Raw genomic sequence first — 17,564 nt, forward strand, 5'->3', positions numbered from 1 at the left:
ACAAATTTTATGAAAATATCATTTTCGTTCGAGTTTTGTAAACTCTTACATATCATATTAAAGATTCGTTAAAATGATTGGCCCATCTTTTGTAATCACAATTGTATGCTCATATTGAGCTGATAATTTCCCGTCCATCGTTCTTGCAGTCCATCCATTTAAATCTACTTTCGAATATCGCATACCTACATTTACAATGGGCTCAATTGTAATTACCATTCCTTCTTGTAGCTCAGGTCCTTGTCCTTGTTTCCCAAAATGAAAAATTGCTGGTTCTTCATGAATCTCTTTCCCAATCCCATGTCCCGTAAAGTCTCTTGCGACAGAAAAACCTTCCTTTGCTACATAGCTTTCAATTGCATAGCCAATGTCTCCTACATGATTACCGATTATCGCCTGATTAATTCCTTTATACAAAGCATTCTCAGCTACTATCAACAACCTTTCTGCTTCATCAGAAACATTTCCAACTCTATACGTCCAAGCAGAATCTGAAAGACCACCATTTAAGTTTACTACCATGTCAATTGTTACAATATCGCCCTCAGTTAAAGGAACATCGGTCGGAAACCCATGACACATTTCATCGTTTACAGATGCACATATCGCATATGGATACCCGTTGTAACCTTTCTGCTCAGATGTTGCACCATGCTTTTCTAAATATGCTTCAACAAACGTATTAATTTCTTTTGTCGTAATACCCGGTTTCATCATTTTCGCAATTTCTCTATGACATGACGCAAGTAAATTTCCAGATTCGTGCATCAAATCTATTTCATTTTTCGTTTTAATTGTACTCATACTGCATCTCCTTACTAAACTTGCTATTTGCTGCTAAAGTTCAATCATACACATCCTCTTCCAAAATTTCAAAGCTCCCAATTACAAAAAGTATTATTTATTTTTGCATCAAAAAAACAGAAGGAGATTCTTCTGTTTTTTAATCATTTTTACATATATAATTCATTTTCAAAAACTCAAAACAACTACCATTTGTTTTCTGTATAAACGTTCCAACAGCTTCAAATCCCGCTCTTTTATACACTTTAATCGCTCTCTCATTAAATATCGCTACTGATAGTGTTATATAATTGCATCCGTATTTTTCTTTACTAAAAGCTAGTATAGCGTTTATAAACTGTAAACCAAATCCGTTTCCAGTTATATTAGGTCTCATTCCAAGACCTATATCAACCGTTCCATCATTTATTTTACAAACAGTAAAATAACCAATGAGAGTGCCATTTTCCTTCACAGAAAATGTATGATCCCCTCTACTCTCATCATGTAAAAATTCAGCTAAATCTTCTTCATCTGCCTCTATATCGTAAAAGGAATATTTCCCTTCATAATTCCAGTTGTATGCAATTTCTTCTGCTTCTTCTTGCGTCATTACTGTATATGTATAATCCAATTTTCTATCCCCTTTAAAAAAAGAGCTGCAAGTAAGCAGCTCTTTTTTATAAATCATAAATTTCTTTATACTTCGCTTCTAAATAATCTGCTAAGTAATTTGCATTTAATCCTTCACCTGTTACATCTTCTAAAATTTCAAGTGGCTTTTTCGTTTTACCGTATTGGTGAATGTTTTCTGTTAACCACTCACGAATTGGTGTTACGTTTCCTTCTTCTAATAATGCATCAAAGTTCGGAATGTCTTTTAACATTCTTTCCTTAAATTGCGCTGCATACATATAACCAAGCGCATAAGATGGGAAGTATCCAAATGAACCACCAGCCCAATGAACATCTTGCAATACACCTTGTGCATCGTTTTCTGGACGAATTCCTAAATATGCTTCCATTTTATCATTCCAAGCCGCCGGTAAATCCTTCACTTGTAATGTACCATCAAATAATTCTTTCTCAAGTTCATAACGAACCATGACGTGAAGCGGATATGTAAGCTCATCTGCTTCTATACGAATGAACGATGGCTTCGATTCGTTAATCGCATCATAAAACTCATCTACTGATATACCATTGAATTGACCATCGCTATACTCTTTTAATAAATCATAATTTTTCTTCCAGAATGATTTATTACGACCGATAAAGTTCTCAAAGAATAATGATTGTGACTCATGAATACCCATAGATGTTCCACTACATAGCGGTGTACCTTCAAATTTCTCTGCAATATTTTGCTCATATACAGCATGACCACATTCATGAATTGTTCCAAACACTGCCATACGGAAATCTCTTTCGTCATAGCGTGTCGTAATACGAACATCCCCTCTATTTAATGTAATCTCAAATGGATGTACCGTTTCATCAAGACGACCTGCTTCAAAGTCATAATTCAATTGCTTTAATAGCTCTAATGTAAAGTCTTTTTGTTTTTCTTTTGAAAAATGTTCTGATAAAGCACTTGTATTTAATCTCTTTTGCGACTCCGATATTTCTTTTACGAGCGGAACGATACGCTCTCGTAGTTGACCAAATACGTGATCTAACACTTCTACTGTAATACCCGGCTCATACATATCTAATAATGTATTGTATTTATATGTTTCGTAACCCCAATATGCAATAAATTTCTTCTTAAATTCAACTATTTGTTCTAAATACGGACGGAACATTTCGAAATCAGATTTTTCGCGGGCTTCTTCCCACACACTCTCCGCTTTCGCTTCTAATTTCACATACGCTTCATATTCCGCTTGTGGAATTTTCTTATTTCTATCATATTCTTTACGACACTCTTCAACCATTTTCTTTGTCGTTTCAGAAAGTTTGTCTTCACGTATTAAAGCTTCAAGCTCTGTTAAATAGTCCCCCATCTCATCTGAAGTCGACATGGCAAACACTTCTGATGAAAGCATACCAATTACTTCTGAACGCTGGTCTACACCTTTTTTAGGCGCACCTGTTCTCAAGTCCCAAAACATTAAGCTTAATGCTTCTCCGTAATTCTGTATCTTCTTCACATATGTTAAAAATTGTTTTTCTACTTCATATGTAGCTACTGTCATCGTATAAAAACCTCCTTTTTCTACCTCAAACTTAATTCGACATGGAAATCTAAATTCCTTTTATAATAGAAAAAAAGCTTGGCAAGCGCCAAGCTTTTTCCTTATAATTCTTTACCTTCTACTGGTAGTACGTTTTTCACCGCTTCTACCACTTTCTCATCTTCTGTATCAGATAAGAAGATTGATATAGCACCTTTATCGTCGCTCGTACGAATTAAACGGCCAATCCCTTGACGAAGACGTAAAATCATATATGGTACATCTACATCCCAGAATGGATCATTTACATGTTTACGCTTCGCTTCAAACACAGGATCGTTTGGAGGGAATGGTAATGACCAAATAATAACATGTGATAATGATGAGCCAGGAATATCTAAACCTTCCCATAAATGAACGGCACAAAGTACAGTCTCTTCTTCATTTTGGAAACGAGAAACGAGCTGACTAATTTCTTTATCCCCTTCATATAGGAACGGAACTGACATTTGCTCTTTACTTACATATTCTTTAAACGCTGCAAGCTCTTGTGTTGTACGGAATAATACAAGTGTACGTCCATTTGTTTTCTGTATATTTTCAAGTGTATATTGACACTTTCTTTCCCATTCATTTTCTTTCGTATGCGATAATAAGTTTACTGCCATTTGCTCTTCATAATCAAACGGTGAGGCAACTGAGAATGATAAGTAATCTTTTACCCCTAGGCTGTTTGCAGTAAATGCGAACGAATCATTGTCCGATAATGTCGCAGAAGAGAAAATGTATGGAATTTTCTTCGAGAATACTTTTTCTTGTAACACTTCTTCAACTGCACGCGGCATAATAACTAACGTGAAGGCACCATCACCTTCTTCACCCCACGTAATTACATTTTTCTCATGCATGAAAAGACGAAGTGAATGTTCTAACACATCTAAATGTTCATCAACGATATTTAAATCATATGTGTTTACTGTATGCATTTCACTTTCAAATACTAGTGCATCACCGACTTCACCGATTTTCGCATAAAGTCTTTTCGCTTCTGCAGTTACTTTTTCTGTCACAGTAATTTCTAAACGATCAGAACCTTCAATTTCCTTTTTATTCTCTTGTAACACATCGAAGAATCGCTCTGTTTGCCAAATTGTTTCTTCTACTAAATGTGCAAACTCTTCACGAATATCATTTTGTAACAATCTCGTTAAAAGTTGCTCCATCATCGTTTGCTTTAAACGGTACGTTAAGGCTTTTTGAGCTGCATATTCTACAAGATGTCCTTCATCGAATACAACGCAGCTACTTTCAGGTAGTAATGGAATTTGTCCTTCACGTTTACGAGCATCGTACGTCCAAATATGATCCATATAGAAGTCTTGAGAACAAATGATTAAATCTGCCGCTTTACGATAATGTTCACGAGAAAGAGTTTGTCCACAGCGATGACGTGAATCGCAAGTGAAGCAATCTTGGAAGTAATCCCAGTTTACTTTTGACCATTCCTCATCATTTAAAAGTGGAAATTCTTTTCTGTCACCATAGTGAGTAAAGTTTTGCATCGTACCATGATCAAATACAAACTGTGGTAATTCATAATATACGTCTTCAATTACTTCCGGAGCTCGTCCACTCATAACATCTTCAAGTTTACGTAAACATAAATAGTTATCCATCGATTTCGCAAGTCTTACGTCAACAGATAGTCCTAATGCTTCAGATAACTTAGCAATGTCCCCTTCTTCTTTCACAAGCTGCTCAATTAACGTTTCATCTGCACAAGCGATAATAGCAGGTTTCCCTGTATAACGTGCATAACAAATTGCATATAGAAGATATACAATTGTTTTCCCTGTTCCTACTCCCGCTTCTGCGAACATAACTTTTTTCTCTTGGAAAGCGCGCTCTAACTGAAACGCCATAAAAATTTGTTCATCACGCTCTTCAAAGCCTTTTTCCGGAAGGATGTCGTAAAATACATCTCCAATCCACTCATTCAACTTATCATAAAAATTGTCTTGTTTTCCTACTTCAAATGGTAATCTCTTCTCAGTAAACATCCTTAGCCTCCAACCAAACAGTTTTTCTATAAAAAGATTTAGTAGCTGCTACTTATATGCGTGCAGCCACTTTCCCCTGTTGCAATACATAGAAATACACGAAAAAAAATTTCCCTTTCGAAAAAGGAAAATTTTCTTCTATATTAATGACTTTAAATACCGTTTATCAATCGCTGTTTCATGTGAAAGAGCTGATAAATATTCTTCCTGCGCTTTTTGTATTTCATCTACAATTACGCCTTGACTATCCACTTCTTTTCCGAGCTCATCATACGTACGGTGAATAGCTTTTTGAATCATTGATAATTGAAAACTATCCATATCACTGCCTCCTTTACGCATTACATAATAGCCAGTATATGCGTGCTGGAGGAGTTTTATACTATGAATTACGCGGTGGACGTTTTCCGAAGTATTGGTAGTAATCTGTACGGATAAATCCGTTAAATAGTTTACGTTTCTTCGACGCATCTTTTCCGTAACACTTCTCAAATGCTTCGTAACTTGTTAATAAATACATTGACCACGTATCTAACGGGCGGAATACTTGTCCCATTTCTTTATACAGTTGTTCAACGAGCGCTTTTTCACTTAAACGTTCTCCGTATGGAGGATTCGTTACGACGTAGCCATAATCCTCTTTTGTTGTGAAATCTTTTACTTGCATTTGTTTAAATGTGATTAAATCACCTAAACCTACTTCTTCTGCGTTATCTTGAGCAACTCGAATCATACGATGGTCAATATCAGATCCAATGATTTGTAATGGTTGATTATAATTTGCTAAATCTTCAGCTTCTTGACGAGCTTCACGCCAATTTTGTTTACCAACCCAGCCCCATTCATCCGATGCAAAACCTCGGTTAAATCCTGGTGCGATATTTTGTCCAATTAATGCAGCTTCAATCGGAATTGTTCCAGATCCACAGAAAGGATCCACGAAAGGACGATCTGGCTTCCAGTTCGTTAACTTAATTAAAGACGCAGCTAATGTTTCTTTTAAAGGAGCTTCCCCTTGATCCATGCGGTACCCACGTTTATGAAGTCCAACACCACTCGCATCAATTGTTAATGTTGCAATATCTTTCAACATTGCAATCTCGATACGGAATAACGGACCATCTTCTTCAAACCAAGTTGTACGTTTATATGTTGTTTTTAATTTTTCAACGACAGCTTTTTTAACGATACGTTGGCAATCCGAAACACTGAATAACTCAGATTTTAAAGATTTACCGATAACAGGGAATTCTCCGTTCTCTGGAATATAATCTCCCCAGTTTAATGCTTTCGTTTTTTCAAATAGCTCATCAAATGTTGTTGCTTTAAATTCGCCAACTTTAATTTTCACACGGTCCGCAGTACGTAACCATAAATTCGTGCGACAAATCGCCTTTTCATCTGCTTCAAATGTTACTTTGCTGTTTTCTACTTGACATTCATAACCAAGATCGCGAACTTCTCGGGCAACTAACGCTTCAATACCCATTGCCGCTGTTGCAATTAAAGTAACTTTTCCCATTTGCATTCACCTCTTATGTATATTCAAACAATAATTAATAGCAATTTGTCCTATTAATCATTAAATTTTACGAAAAATTTTCTCATTAACCATTGTAACTCATAATTTATAACTTCATACAAATAAAAAGCCCTCCTCTAACAAAGGAGAGCTGAGTTATTTCATAGTTGGTTCATAACGTTCTGTAAGCCATGTTCTGTTCCTTTGTACTGCAAACGGCCCACGCCTCGTACTCCGGTGGCAATCATCTATCTACAGGTTATAAAACCTGTCCTTTCCCGTCGTTCATTTCCTTGGAAAAGATTCCCCTACCATTATTTGGGTTTCTCGCTCGTGGGGTTTACCTCGTTCCACTCCTATCATTTCTTCAAGGACTTCGTCACTGTGGCACTTTAAAGGTAGTCAAACCATATCCGAAAGGACTTAGGTTTTTTCCCTGCCGTTAAACCAGCTTCACAGCCAGAATACCCTAGCTTATGACTTGGCTAGGCACGAACACTACGACCATCTCAGGTCGTGCGAGCATGGACTTTCCTCTACAACGTTGGCGTTGCAGCGATTACCCAAACGTTATGACAAACATTAGTATAGTGGAAACAAAAAGATTTTGCAATGTTTTTTTCTATGTAAACTACTTTAACCTTTTTGTTACCCTAATTTATTCGTATAACTTACTTCCAAATACAGCTTTTTCTAAATTAGATAGACGTTTTAAAATATCCGTATTCGTATTGTTATATACTGGTTGTGCAACTGGTGTTTGTACTGGTTGTTGCGGAACTTGTGTTGCCGCTACTTTCTGCTCTTCTAATTCACGTTTTAAACGAGCATTTTGTTGTTTTAATTGATCAAATTCCTTATGAAAAGCTTCATAATCTTTAATAATCATATCAAGAAACTTATCTACTTCTTCTTGTTGATAACCTCTCATACCTGTTTTAAATTCTTTTTCTAAAATATCTTTCGCTGTTAATTTAATTTTATCCGAAATCATTTTCTTCACCTCAAATTTTTGCCAAAGCTTTCATTAACTAAATTTTTTCAGAAACAATGCCTTTTGTCAATCAAATATGCAAGTACAATATTACATATTAATCTGCATTATTCCACTGTTCCTCTTCCATTATATCTTGTAAATCAGAAAAAAGAATGAAATAACTGTGATAATTTTCTATTTCTCCTTTTTTCTTAGCCGCTTCTACTATATATTTAGGGCTCCCAGGCTTTTCTTCATCATATACAGCTAAAAGTGCATCACTTTTTGCAATAAAAAATTGATTCTTTAATTTAAATTGCTCTGGGCTTTCGTACTTCCGTTTCGTAATACTATCAATGTGATCTGCTTGCGAAAGAATAAATTCGTAATATTCACGGTTATCTTCCTTCCAATTTTCTTCTTGTTCTAAAAAAGGAGTAAATACCGCTAATTTTAAATCTGGATATTCTACTTGAATCTCAAAAACAACTTCAGCAGCCCATAATTCGACTCCTAACTGGCCACTAATAATAACCCACTCCAAACCATCTTCTACAAAAGCAGTTAACTTACGACGAAGCGCCTTTTTTATACATTCTACTCCTGGATGATCATTTTTAAAGATTCCAAGCTCAAATGGCTTATATCCTGTTACAGTAACAACTTTCATATCAACACTCCATTACAAAAAAAGAACTAGCATTTCGCTAGTTCTAACATATCATTTACTTTTTAAACATTCCACCAACGTTTGGTCCGATATTCGGTCCGATATTTGGTCCAAACGGAGATACATTCGGTCCTGGTCCAAATGGAGATATATGATGCCCGTGGTGATGATGACCATGACCACATGGTCCACATCCCCCGCCGAATCCACCACCAAATCCTGGATTACCAGGATCTACAACGTTTACATTCGAGTTTGTTTGTGGGAAGAAGCCTTGATTTTTAATTTGTTGATGGTGTACATGTGTTGTATGCGTTGGGAAAATGTGTGGCACCACCGTTGTTGAAAAAGAATGTGTTACGCATTGTTTGGTCGGATGAATGACAGGAGCAGTTGTACAAATAGGTCCTACAGGCTTATGCCCTCCAAAACAAGGATGACAATGATGCATAGTTTTTCTCTCCTCTCTCTTAAAAAAAATCTGACTACACTTTACAATATGAGAGAAGAGGTTAAGCCGCTTGTTATATACACCCATTTATTTCATAGAAATTTGACTATTGCCCTACTTCATACATAATACTATTATAGATACCCCCCACTATTATTTACCAAAAAAACCTCCAACTTGCTTAACGATTCCTGTCACTTGATTCATCGCATTCATCATTTGTCCAGCTGTGTTCATCATTTTATTTACATCATAGTTGCCATCTGATGTTTTAAATTGGGAAACAAAACTAGAAAATTGACTCGGTTGCTGTTGTTGCTTTTGTTTATTCATAGTTGGATACGGTTGTTTTGGTGGATAAAACATCGCTTGTTGATTTCCATAGGAAGATGGTGGCGGCATATAATATTGTGAATTCATATAAGGTTGTTGTTGATTCATGTAGGGTTGTTGTGCTTGTTGTGGTTGTGGTTGCTGCTGTTGTTGATTCATGTAGGGTTGTTGTGCTTGTTGCGGTTGTGGTTGCTGCTGCTGATTCATGTAGGGTTGTTGTACTTGTTGCGGTTGCGGTTGCTGCTGTTGTTGATTCATGTAGGGTTGTTGTTCTTGTTGCGGTTGATTCCCAAACGACACTTCAAATGGTTGATAATAATTTTGGTTCCCATAATGAGGCTCGAAAGGATACATATTATATCGTAAATATGTATCCTCATTATATTGGTACATATTTTGCTGTGCATATGGATTTGTTTGCTGATATACATTAGGTTGTTGAAACATGCATACTCTCCTCCTTCACATAAGTTTCTACATATAGAATATGTACCTATAAAATAAAATGTGTGACGGAGTATCTGTCTGTTTTTGTCGGAAGTTTAAATTTTTAAAAAAATTAGAAAGTAAACCCTTCCATGCTATGATAATAAGGAAGAAGATTCTCATGGGGGAGGAATCAACATGGTATTAGGGGATTTAAAACAAGCGTTTTCTCAAAAAAAGGGGTACTGTACAGAAAGTTCAAATGAACTGCTAGACTTTGCGAGACATTGTTATCTCGACGGAAAAATATGCATCTCAGATTACAGAACATTAATACGTGAATTAGAAATAAACGGCGCAACAAAACCTACAACAGCGACAGAAGCCTAAAAAAACAAGAGGGTTTTCCCCTCTTGTTACTTACATTGATCTACGATATTTTGTAAAGTATACGAAATAGCTTGATGAGTTTCAAAGAAACGTTTACCTTTTCCCTTATTAACAAAACATTGTAGCACATTAGTTTGTAAATTCTCATACACTTGATCGATTTGTTGTACATGTATATACTTAGGCAGCTCTTCCTTTATCCATATATAAGCTAATTCTTTCCACACCTCTAACTCCGCATCTACCATATCAACAAATGGCTTCATATCCTTATAAAAATCATATTCATCCATTTCTCTTTTTTTTACATTGGCTTCATCATTATACTGCATTAACTTCTCCGAAGACTGGATTAATGCTTCATATTTCATTTTATTCCCACCTTATTATGCACTCACTACGACGTTTTGAAATGTCTTTACCCAGCTTCCTTTTTCTTCGTGATGCACTAATTTATTTTCCATATGCTCGATATGCATTTCTGTTATTTCTATCTTATTGCATATTTTTTCAACTTTATCCTTCAATGCGTGATTCATTCTAATCCCAATATTCATTTCCAGCAAATCGAGAGAACTTAACATTTGATCCATTTTTTTCATAACATCTTCCTTCTGAACCATCGCCATATTTAAAACGCCCCCTTCTTTGCCTTTCCTTTGTCATGTAATTTCGCCGATTGATTGGTTACTCCTGCTCACATGACAAAACTAGTTGATATTCGTCAAAGAAATCATTTTGTATGCCATTTTTAGAAATGGTAACAATACAAAAAGGAGGTGTATTATGATGGCAAAAAATAAAAATGAAAAAAAGAAAAAACAAAACAAACAACAAAACAAACCTGAGACTGGTAATCCAAAGCTTGATGGTCCAAATTTCCCCGCTACATAAAGTGAAACTTTAATCAGTGAGGGTTTTGTTCATCCCCCACTGATTATTAGCCTTCACTAATCGAGCGTTTACGGGCAGCAAGGCTTCCACCTAACTTCTTTGCTCCAGCCGAATTTTGAGGTGGGAGTTTTACCGCCCACAAATAGCAGGATAAAATGCCCCTTTAACCAAAGTGGCTTTTACAAATAGCTAATTTCCAGTCTAACCTTCCCTATTCGCTTTCGATAAGTGCTGAGGTTAAAGTCGTACTGCCGGCAAATAGCGAAGTAAAAAGTCATTTGTTGAAGAACATATTACTTTTAATCAAGAAGCCCCGCCTTCATGTAGGAAAGCGGGACTTTTTGATTATATCATGAACTCATCTATTCTTTTAACAAAACTACTTAATATAGAAAGAGTGTGTATTTGCTCCCTCTTCATTCTATACCATTCTGTTATATTAATTTCCCCCTTTGGCTTTTCAAGTACAAATAAAGACTCCATTTCCATCCCTTCACTAAACCAATCTTTTTCAATTAATTTTTCGTGAGCGACAATAGCGTACACATCTCTAAGAGCCGGTGTACTTGATTGTCTAACCTCTCTTATATTACATTCATAATCCATCCTTGATCCCGTATGCCTAGTTTGCAATGCAAACTTATAAAAAGAATCTTTATACTTTGAATGAAACAATAACCAAGCTAACTTCTTCCCAAGTTCTATACGTTTTTGTAACGTTTCAAATTGATAAACTGAAAACCCATACATTCTCCCTTCCATCATCGGAAAAACAACTGCACTAATGTGAAGTATTTCTTGAAATTTGAACACTGCCGTATCAAATACATGTTTTTGAAAGTATGTATTCTCGATTACTGGTTTTTGAATTTTATTTTGTTCATTAATAATAAGCGCCGTCATAAGCCTATTGATATCTTTTTTCTCCCAGAAATATGACCATTCTTTTTCCATAAAAATTGATATGTTAAAAAATTGTAACAAATGAAAGAGCGGCTCACATCGCCTTTTACTTTCTTCATACAGTAATAGTTGAGGGAATGCATCTAAAAAAATGAGCCAATTGGCTTTCTCATAACAAAGAAATAATCGTCTCTTAACTGTTTGGGGTAGAAGATTAGAATAATATTCTCCTTCTAAATCTGTCATATTCCATCCCCCATTCCTTGAGACCATACTCGCTAAAAAAGACCACCTAATTTCTTTATTTCTCAAATAATATTCTTGGTAAGATTGTGTACGTGAAATGTTATCTACGTTAGCTACATCCGTTCTCTCCTTAATATTAAGAACTATAGCTTTCTCCTCTTCTGTACACAAAATATCATTACGGTTTTGCTTAATTTTTCCGTAATCGTTCCAGCTAAACATGAATAAGTACCATACCTTTCTTGAAAAAGGTCACATCTTTTTTCATTTTTTGATATAATCACCTTTGTAAGTAATTCTTAACAAGTTGGGAGTGGACACAATATGACCATTCGTTACCCAAATGGAAAAAGGTACGATCAAGCTTCACAACCCCATAAAACACCAATAAAAAAACATACTTACAGTAATAGAGGTATGTCCCTTGAAGAGGAATTGAATGAAACCAATCAATATTACTTAACCCATAATATTGCATGCGTACATAAAAAACCTACACCTCTTCAAATTGTAAAAGTAGATTACCCCGCTCGAAGTGCTGCAGTGGTAAAAGAAGCGTATTTCAAACAACCTTCTACAACAGATTACAACGGTGTATACAAAGGGAAATACATCGATTTTGAAGCAAAAGAAACAAAAAACAAAACCAGTTTTCCACTTCAAAACTTCCACCTTCATCAAATTGAGCATATGAAGCAAGTAATCGCTCATAATGGAATTGCATTTGTTATTATTAAATTTACACTTTTTGATGAATTTTATTTATTAGATGCAAAACATATTATTGCATTTTGGAATCGTCAAAATACTGGTGGACGTAAATCGATTACAAAACAAGAAATAGAAGAGCATGGATCTTTATTATCATGCGGTTATCACCCTCGAATTGATTATATCCGCGTACTAGACACGGTTTATTTTTCGTGATAGAGTCATCACTAAGGCTCTTTTTTCGACTTTTGGGGAGAGAATGAAAGGTAGGAGAAAGTATAATGTCAGATAATTATCGTTCTCGTACAGAACGAAATCATGTAAAAAATCAAACGAAAGAAACAAATAAAGAAGAAAAACCAAAGAAAAAAGGTTCCTTTTTCAAGAAATTCCTTATAGGTTTTCTACTTCTTAGTATCGTCGGACTCGTTGCCGGCGTTTCAGCTTTCTTTGTTATGGTAAAGGACGCTCCGAAATTAGACAAATCAAAACTTGTCAATCCTTTATCAACAAAATTCCTTGATAAAAACGGGAATTTCTTCTATGAATACGGTGCTGAAAAACGAACCCATGTTACATATGAACAAATTCCAAAAGTAGTTGAAAATGCCTTCCTTGCGACTGAAGATTCACGCTTCTATGACCATAATGGAATTGATTTTAAACGTACTACAAAAGCAGTTATGGAAAATGTCACTGGTGGTTTCGGATCACAAGGTGGTAGTACAATTACACAGCAAGTAGTTAAAAACTATTTCCTAACGATGGAAAAAACCGCAAAGAGAAAAGTGCAAGAATGGTACTTATCTTATAAATTAGAGCAACAGTACTCTAAACATGAAATTCTAGAAATGTACTTAAATAAAATCAACTTAGGTAACCGTTCGTATGGTATTGCAACTGCAGCAAAAAAATACTACAACAAAGACTTAAAAGACTTAAAGTTACATGAAGCTGCAATGCTCGCTGGTTTACCCCAAGGTCCTAACATTTATGATCCAACAAAACCAGAAAATGTTGAACGAGCAACAAATCGTCGTAATGTTGTACTAACATTAATGAATCGTCATGGCTACATTACAAAACAAGAAATGAACGAAGCTATGCAAATCTCTGTAAAAGAAGGTCTTCTTCCATCTTCAGATGCAACTGAAATGCCTTATCAAGCATATTTAGATGCCGTTTTCAAAGAAGTAGAAAAAGAGATACCTGATGTGAATATTGGCTCTGATGGTTTAATAATCCATACAAATCTTGACCTTGAAGCTCAAGATTATGCAGATAAAATAATGGATGGAAATCTTATTAAATATCCAAATGATCAATTCCAAGGTTCATTTGTATTTATGGATACGAAAACTGGAGAAGTTCGTGCAGTCGGTGCCGGTCGTAAAGAAAACAAATCAACATTTAAAGGACACAACATGGCTATCGATTTAAAACGTCAAGTTGGTTCAACAATGAAACCTATTTTTGACTACGGTCCAGCTATTGAAAATCTACAATGGTCTACGTACCATCAATTAAATGACTCAGAGTACACATACTCTGATGGTACAAAAATTAAAAATGCTACAAACAGTTATAAAGGAGATGTCTCCCTACGTGACGCACTAAAAAAATCTTTAAATATTCCTGCTTTAAAAACAGCTCAAGCGGTCGGGCTTGATAAATCAAAAGCATTCGCCAAAGATCTAGGCATGACATTTAAAGATGATACTGTATTTGAATCAACTGCAATTGGTAGTAATGAAGGCTCTCCGTTAGATGTCGCTGGAGCTTATGCAGCATTTGGAAATGATGGTATGTACAATAAGCCTCATTTCGTTAAAGAAGTTATTTTCCCAGATGGGAAAAAGAAAAGCTTTAAGCCGAAAGAAAAACGAGCAATGCACGATTATACAGCTTACATGGTTACCGATGTACTTCGTGATGTTGTAAAACCTGGTAGTGGTGGTACTGGCCCAACGGCTTATGTTCCCGGTTTTGACGTTGCTGGTAAAACAGGAACACAAAACTTTGATAAATCTGTTATTAAAAAATACGATATTCCAGCAGATGCAAACAGAGATAGTTGGTTCGCAGGATATACGCCTCAATATACAATGGCTGTATGGACCGGTTATGAAAAAGATAGTGCAGAAAATTACATTGGAGATCGTTCTACTAGAATTGCTCAGCAAATGTTCCAAGTGATGATGAGCAAATTCGCTACAGATAAATCTCGTTTCGAGCGCCCTTCTTCTGTACAAGAATTAAATGGAGAACTGTACATTAAAGGTGCGAAAAAAGATGCAGTTAAAGAAATTAAAGTAGATCCACCTAGTGGCCTTAATGTCGCTTTCGATGGTGCTAGCACAGTGACACTGAACTGGTCTGGACCATCATCAAATGTTGATGCATACGCAGCAAGCTATAAAGCTACTGACGGTTCTAGTGGTAGCTTGTCAGTAAGCGGTACGACAGCTACTCTTGGTGGTATTAAACCAGGTGTTACTTACAGCTTCTCTGTAGTAGCGAAAAAAGGTACTGGAACAAGTCCTGCAATTGGTGCATCATTCACTGCGCCTGGCGGAACTCCAGATGCGAAAACAGCTGACGAAGAGGCTAAGAAGAAAGCTGACGAAGAAGCTAAGAAAAAGGCTGACGAAGAGGCCCAGAAAAAGGCCAATGAAGATAAACTAAAACAAGAAGAAGCTACAAAAAAAGCTGACGAAGATCAGCGTAAACAACAGCAGCAACAACAACAGCAACAAGAACAACAACGTAAACAGCAAGAAGAAGCTCAAAAGAAAGCTGCTGAAGAAGAGGCTAAGAAGAAGGCTGACGAAGAAGCTAAGAAAAAAGCTGACGAAGAAGCTAAGAAAAAAGCTGAAGAAGAAGCTAAGAGAAAAGCTGAAGAAGAAGCCAGAAAAAAAGCTGAAGAAGAGCAGCACCAACAGAATCCCGGAGGAGATACACCTCACGCAGACGGAGATGTTGTTACATCAGAGTCTTAATAACAAAAAAGAAGTCCTTACTCTTAACGAGAAAAGGACTTCTTTTTTGTTATTATTTTCTTAACATATAGCTTTTCTATTTCAATATACAACTGTGCTAATTGAATATACGAATGATAATTACTCGGTTTCTTTATAATAAATGAGTATCGTTCTATAAAATTAACAGGTTGTACTTCCAATTCATTCGTATTTACTTGCATCTCATTCAAACTATGAACAGGCTTCTCATTTAGCCAATATACAATCGATAGCAAGTGTGCTGCAAAAAGAATCATCGGGCCCTCAGCTTCTTGTTTTTTTCGGTTTCGAAATAGTGTAGCAATTTCTTCATGTCTGCTTTTCCATACATTTAACACCGCTGGAATACTTGTTTCAATTTCATTCCACGGCTCATATTGTCTTTCAATATCAAATATAAAGTAAGTATTTTGTATTATTTCTTCAAAAGACTGGTCTGTATTATACGTAATCGAATTTGCACTCTTTTTAAAAAATGGTACGTACCGAAACTCTTTCGGTATTTCTATAACTCGCTCCATCCTTTATTTCCCCTTCATTCGTTTCTTTCCTTCACGACATATTTCTAGTAATCGGCACTCTTCACATTGTGGTCGCTGCGCCTTACAGTAATAACGTCCAAAGAAAATCATACGATGGTGTGTAACTCCCCACTCATCCATTGGAATTTTCTTCATCAACGTCTTTTCCACTTCTAACACAGAATCTTTCCATCTACAAATTGCTAACCGTTTACTTACTCTCTCTACATGCGTATCAACAGCAATCGCTGGAATTCCAAATGCTACCGAAACAACTACATTCGCTGTCTTCCTTCCTACTCCTGGTAATTTCGTCAGCTCGTCACGGTCTTCTGGAACTTTCCCGTTATAATCATCTAGTAACATCCGGCACAATTTTTGAATATTTTTCGCCTTATTTCGAAACAATCCAATGGAACGTATATCTTGTTGTAATTCTTCTAAAGACACACTTAAATAATCTTCTGGTGTTTTATATTTTTGAAATAAGTTTTTCGTCACTTTATTCACAAGTGCATCTGTGCATTGTGCAGATAATGCCACTGCGATTACAAGTTCAAATGGATTATCATGAATTAATTCACAATGCGCTTCTGGATACATATCCGCCATTGTATCTAAACAATAACGAATTTGCGTTTTGTTCAACATATCTTTCCTCCTACACTACTGCTCCAACCAATTATAAAAAGGCACTTTCCCAGTAAATTTCGTCTCTTGTTTTGTCGTTTGTTGTGTGCGTTGTTGATTCGCTCTAAATTTCTGGCCTTGATTTTGCGCTTGATCTACCGTTTTAATTCCGTTCTTTTTCCACTCAAACAAAATACGATCAATATACCGGAAATTAAGTTTACCACTCATAACAGCTTCACGAAGAGCCGCTTGAATTAAATTCGGATGGTGTTGATCTTGATCTTCCCACATCCCTAATGTTTCACATTCAAATGGCGAAAGTGGTCTTCCGAATTCCTTTTCAAATACTGTATATAAATTTACTTGAATTTGTTTTTGTTCTTTTTGCTCTTCCTCTATAGATTCATTCATTAAAAAGTGCAATATTTTTTCCCACAGTGGTTGTAAAGAATAACTTTCACACATCATCGCTTCAGATCTTCGTCCACCTTCTAGTGCTAAAAAGCCTTTTTGGATTAAAATCTGAATCACTTCCATGCATTTCATTTCTGTTATCGTCATCCGTTCTGAAATCTCTGAAGGAGTCGGGAACGAATTACCTGATTCTAAAAATGTGTGTACATGAAGTACTACCATAAATTCCGTCTCATTTAAACCTAGCTTTTTATAATGCATCATAAGCAATTTAGGAATCGCTATGCTTCCCTGTTCAAACCATTGTAACATCATTTTCTTTTTCATCACCAAACACCTCGCTTTCTAGTATAACACACCTTTAGCCATTTCTTTTTGCCACAATTCGTCAAAAAAACCTCCCTATATATAGGGAGGTTTTTTTCCATTTACTA

The 17,564-nt window shown here is 35.9% G+C and carries 20 protein-coding genes and 1 other RNA gene; 4 read left to right on the top strand and 17 right to left on the bottom strand.

Going from position 1 to position 17,564, the window contains the following annotated elements:
• Nucleotides 1-57: 57 nt before the first annotated feature.
• The 11 genes from JDS80_RS05405 to JDS80_RS05455 form a co-directional block, all read right to left on the bottom strand.
• Nucleotides 58-804 (bottom strand): type I methionyl aminopeptidase, encoded by a 747-nt coding sequence (locus JDS80_RS05405; protein WP_199637395.1) that lies wholly within the window; start codon nt 802-804, stop codon nt 58-60.
• Between the two features lie 139 nt (nt 805-943).
• Entirely contained in the window at nt 944-1,417 is a 474-nt protein-coding gene (locus JDS80_RS05410; RefSeq protein WP_199637397.1) for a GNAT family N-acetyltransferase, read from the bottom strand.
• A gap of 46 nt (nt 1,418-1,463) precedes the next feature.
• Nucleotides 1,464-2,981: a carboxypeptidase gene (gene ypwA / locus JDS80_RS05415; protein ID WP_199637398.1), complete on the bottom strand. Its 1,518-nt coding sequence runs from the start codon at nt 2,979-2,981 to the stop codon at nt 1,464-1,466.
• 101 nt (nt 2,982-3,082) lie between these two features.
• Nucleotides 3,083-5,020 carry an ATP-dependent DNA helicase gene (locus JDS80_RS05420; RefSeq protein ID WP_199637399.1) on the bottom strand — a complete coding sequence of 646 codons (1,938 nt, stop codon included), beginning with the start codon at nt 5,018-5,020 and terminating at the stop codon, nt 3,083-3,085.
• Nucleotides 5,021-5,158: 138 nt separating this feature from the next.
• The gene (locus tag JDS80_RS05425; protein WP_000376898.1) at nt 5,159-5,341 is read right to left on the bottom strand and encodes a DUF3921 domain-containing protein; all 183 of its coding nucleotides are present in this window, start codon (nt 5,339-5,341) and stop codon (nt 5,159-5,161) included.
• Nucleotides 5,342-5,402: 61 nt separating this feature from the next.
• Nucleotides 5,403-6,542 carry a THUMP domain-containing class I SAM-dependent RNA methyltransferase gene (locus JDS80_RS05430; protein ID WP_071744940.1) on the bottom strand — a complete coding sequence of 380 codons (1,140 nt, stop codon included), beginning with the start codon at nt 6,540-6,542 and terminating at the stop codon, nt 5,403-5,405.
• A gap of 180 nt (nt 6,543-6,722) precedes the next feature.
• An RNA gene (rnpB, locus tag JDS80_RS05435) (RNase P RNA component class B) lies at nt 6,723-7,113 on the bottom strand.
• Nucleotides 7,114-7,200: 87 nt separating this feature from the next.
• Entirely contained in the window at nt 7,201-7,536 is a 336-nt protein-coding gene (gene gpsB, locus JDS80_RS05440) for a cell division regulator GpsB (protein ID WP_000622426.1), read from the bottom strand.
• A gap of 97 nt (nt 7,537-7,633) precedes the next feature.
• Entirely contained in the window at nt 7,634-8,188 is a 555-nt protein-coding gene (locus tag JDS80_RS05445; RefSeq protein ID WP_071744939.1) for an SLOG family protein, read from the bottom strand.
• A 55-nt stretch (nt 8,189-8,243) separates the two neighbouring features.
• On the bottom strand, nt 8,244-8,639 hold the full coding sequence (locus JDS80_RS05450) for a CotD family spore coat protein (RefSeq protein WP_199637400.1): 396 nt from the start codon (nt 8,637-8,639) through the stop codon (nt 8,244-8,246).
• A 153-nt stretch (nt 8,640-8,792) separates the two neighbouring features.
• Nucleotides 8,793-9,419: a YppG family protein gene (locus JDS80_RS05455; protein ID WP_199637401.1), complete on the bottom strand. Its 627-nt coding sequence runs from the start codon at nt 9,417-9,419 to the stop codon at nt 8,793-8,795.
• A gap of 177 nt (nt 9,420-9,596) precedes the next feature.
• On the opposite strand from JDS80_RS05455, the gene JDS80_RS05460 reads away from it, so the two are divergent.
• A complete protein-coding gene (locus JDS80_RS05460; protein ID WP_071744936.1) occupies nt 9,597-9,788 on the top strand; it encodes a YppF family protein in 192 nt (63 codons plus the stop codon).
• A gap of 26 nt (nt 9,789-9,814) precedes the next feature.
• Here JDS80_RS05460 and JDS80_RS05465 read toward each other — a convergent pair whose 3' ends face one another.
• Nucleotides 9,815-10,159: a YppE family protein gene (locus tag JDS80_RS05465; RefSeq protein ID WP_071744935.1), complete on the bottom strand. Its 345-nt coding sequence runs from the start codon at nt 10,157-10,159 to the stop codon at nt 9,815-9,817.
• A gap of 15 nt (nt 10,160-10,174) precedes the next feature.
• Nucleotides 10,175-10,417, bottom strand: coding sequence for a hypothetical protein (locus JDS80_RS05470; RefSeq protein ID WP_001252038.1), 243 nt, complete (start codon nt 10,415-10,417; stop codon nt 10,175-10,177).
• An 85-nt stretch (nt 10,418-10,502) separates the two neighbouring features.
• Here JDS80_RS05470 and JDS80_RS32080 point away from each other — a divergent pair, with 85 nt between their 5' ends.
• A complete protein-coding gene (locus JDS80_RS32080; protein WP_083595859.1) occupies nt 10,503-10,682 on the top strand; it encodes a phage portal protein in 180 nt (59 codons plus the stop codon).
• A 345-nt stretch (nt 10,683-11,027) separates the two neighbouring features.
• Here the strand turns inward: JDS80_RS32080 and JDS80_RS05475 are convergent, their stop codons facing one another.
• Nucleotides 11,028-12,053 (bottom strand): DUF2515 domain-containing protein, encoded by a 1,026-nt coding sequence (locus tag JDS80_RS05475; RefSeq protein ID WP_199637402.1) that lies wholly within the window; start codon nt 12,051-12,053, stop codon nt 11,028-11,030.
• A 102-nt stretch (nt 12,054-12,155) separates the two neighbouring features.
• Here JDS80_RS05475 and recU point away from each other — a divergent pair, with 102 nt between their 5' ends.
• Together recU and JDS80_RS05485 are read left to right on the top strand one after the other, a co-directional pair.
• Nucleotides 12,156-12,758, top strand: coding sequence for a Holliday junction resolvase RecU (gene recU / locus JDS80_RS05480; RefSeq protein ID WP_071770132.1), 603 nt, complete (start codon nt 12,156-12,158; stop codon nt 12,756-12,758).
• Nucleotides 12,759-12,823: 65 nt separating this feature from the next.
• Complete coding sequence (locus tag JDS80_RS05485; protein ID WP_199637403.1) at nt 12,824-15,541, top strand: penicillin-binding protein 1A; 2,718 nt, start codon at nt 12,824-12,826, stop codon at nt 15,539-15,541.
• Nucleotides 15,542-15,564: 23 nt separating this feature from the next.
• Here JDS80_RS05485 and JDS80_RS05490 read toward each other — a convergent pair whose 3' ends face one another.
• The 3 genes from JDS80_RS05490 to dnaD are packed head-to-tail and all read right to left on the bottom strand — an operon-like array spanning nt 15,565 to nt 17,457.
• Nucleotides 15,565-16,083: a YpoC family protein gene (locus JDS80_RS05490; protein WP_199637404.1), complete on the bottom strand. Its 519-nt coding sequence runs from the start codon at nt 16,081-16,083 to the stop codon at nt 15,565-15,567.
• A gap of 3 nt (nt 16,084-16,086) precedes the next feature.
• Nucleotides 16,087-16,734, bottom strand: a complete 648-nt coding sequence (nth, locus tag JDS80_RS05495; RefSeq protein WP_000933020.1) for an endonuclease III — start codon at nt 16,732-16,734, stop codon at nt 16,087-16,089.
• A gap of 15 nt (nt 16,735-16,749) precedes the next feature.
• The gene (dnaD, locus tag JDS80_RS05500; protein WP_071744930.1) at nt 16,750-17,457 is read right to left on the bottom strand and encodes a DNA replication protein DnaD; all 708 of its coding nucleotides are present in this window, start codon (nt 17,455-17,457) and stop codon (nt 16,750-16,752) included.
• Between the last annotated feature and the right edge of the window lie 107 nt (nt 17,458-17,564).

It is taken from the genome of Bacillus cereus group sp. N8 (genome assembly GCF_016483685.1).
Taxonomy (GTDB): Bacteria; Bacillota; Bacilli; order Bacillales; family Bacillaceae_G; genus Bacillus_A; species Bacillus_A proteolyticus.

Bases quoted from the DNA above. Each gene is read 5' to 3' on its own strand.
- JDS80_RS05405 (WP_199637395.1), bottom strand. From the start codon at position 804: ATGAGTACAATTAAAACGAAAAATGAAATAGATTTGATGCACGAATCT.
- ypwA (WP_199637398.1), bottom strand. From the start codon at position 2,981: ATGACAGTAGCTACATATGAAGTAGAAAAACAATTTTTAACATATGTG.
- JDS80_RS05420 (WP_199637399.1), bottom strand. From the start codon at position 5,020: ATGTTTACTGAGAAGAGATTACCATTTGAAGTAGGAAAACAAGACAAT.
- JDS80_RS05425 (WP_000376898.1), bottom strand. From the start codon at position 5,341: ATGGATAGTTTTCAATTATCAATGATTCAAAAAGCTATTCACCGTACG.
- JDS80_RS05430 (WP_071744940.1), bottom strand. From the start codon at position 6,542: ATGGGAAAAGTTACTTTAATTGCAACAGCGGCAATGGGTATTGAAGCG.
- gpsB (WP_000622426.1), bottom strand. From the start codon at position 7,536: ATGATTTCGGATAAAATTAAATTAACAGCGAAAGATATTTTAGAAAAA.
- JDS80_RS05445 (WP_071744939.1), bottom strand. From the start codon at position 8,188: ATGAAAGTTGTTACTGTAACAGGATATAAGCCATTTGAGCTTGGAATC.
- JDS80_RS05450 (WP_199637400.1), bottom strand. From the start codon at position 8,639: ATGCATCATTGTCATCCTTGTTTTGGAGGGCATAAGCCTGTAGGACCT.
- JDS80_RS05455 (WP_199637401.1), bottom strand. From the start codon at position 9,419: ATGTTTCAACAACCTAATGTATATCAGCAAACAAATCCATATGCACAG.
- JDS80_RS05460 (WP_071744936.1), top strand. From the start codon at position 9,597: ATGGTATTAGGGGATTTAAAACAAGCGTTTTCTCAAAAAAAGGGGTAC.
- JDS80_RS05465 (WP_071744935.1), bottom strand. From the start codon at position 10,159: ATGAAATATGAAGCATTAATCCAGTCTTCGGAGAAGTTAATGCAGTAT.
- JDS80_RS05470 (WP_001252038.1), bottom strand. From the start codon at position 10,417: ATGGCGATGGTTCAGAAGGAAGATGTTATGAAAAAAATGGATCAAATG.
- JDS80_RS05475 (WP_199637402.1), bottom strand. From the start codon at position 12,053: ATGTTTAGCTGGAACGATTACGGAAAAATTAAGCAAAACCGTAATGAT.
- recU (WP_071770132.1), top strand. From the start codon at position 12,156: ATGACCATTCGTTACCCAAATGGAAAAAGGTACGATCAAGCTTCACAA.
- JDS80_RS05485 (WP_199637403.1), top strand. From the start codon at position 12,824: ATGTCAGATAATTATCGTTCTCGTACAGAACGAAATCATGTAAAAAAT.
- JDS80_RS05490 (WP_199637404.1), bottom strand. From the start codon at position 16,083: ATGGAGCGAGTTATAGAAATACCGAAAGAGTTTCGGTACGTACCATTT.
- nth (WP_000933020.1), bottom strand. From the start codon at position 16,734: ATGTTGAACAAAACGCAAATTCGTTATTGTTTAGATACAATGGCGGAT.
- dnaD (WP_071744930.1), bottom strand. From the start codon at position 17,457: ATGAAAAAGAAAATGATGTTACAATGGTTTGAACAGGGAAGCATAGCG.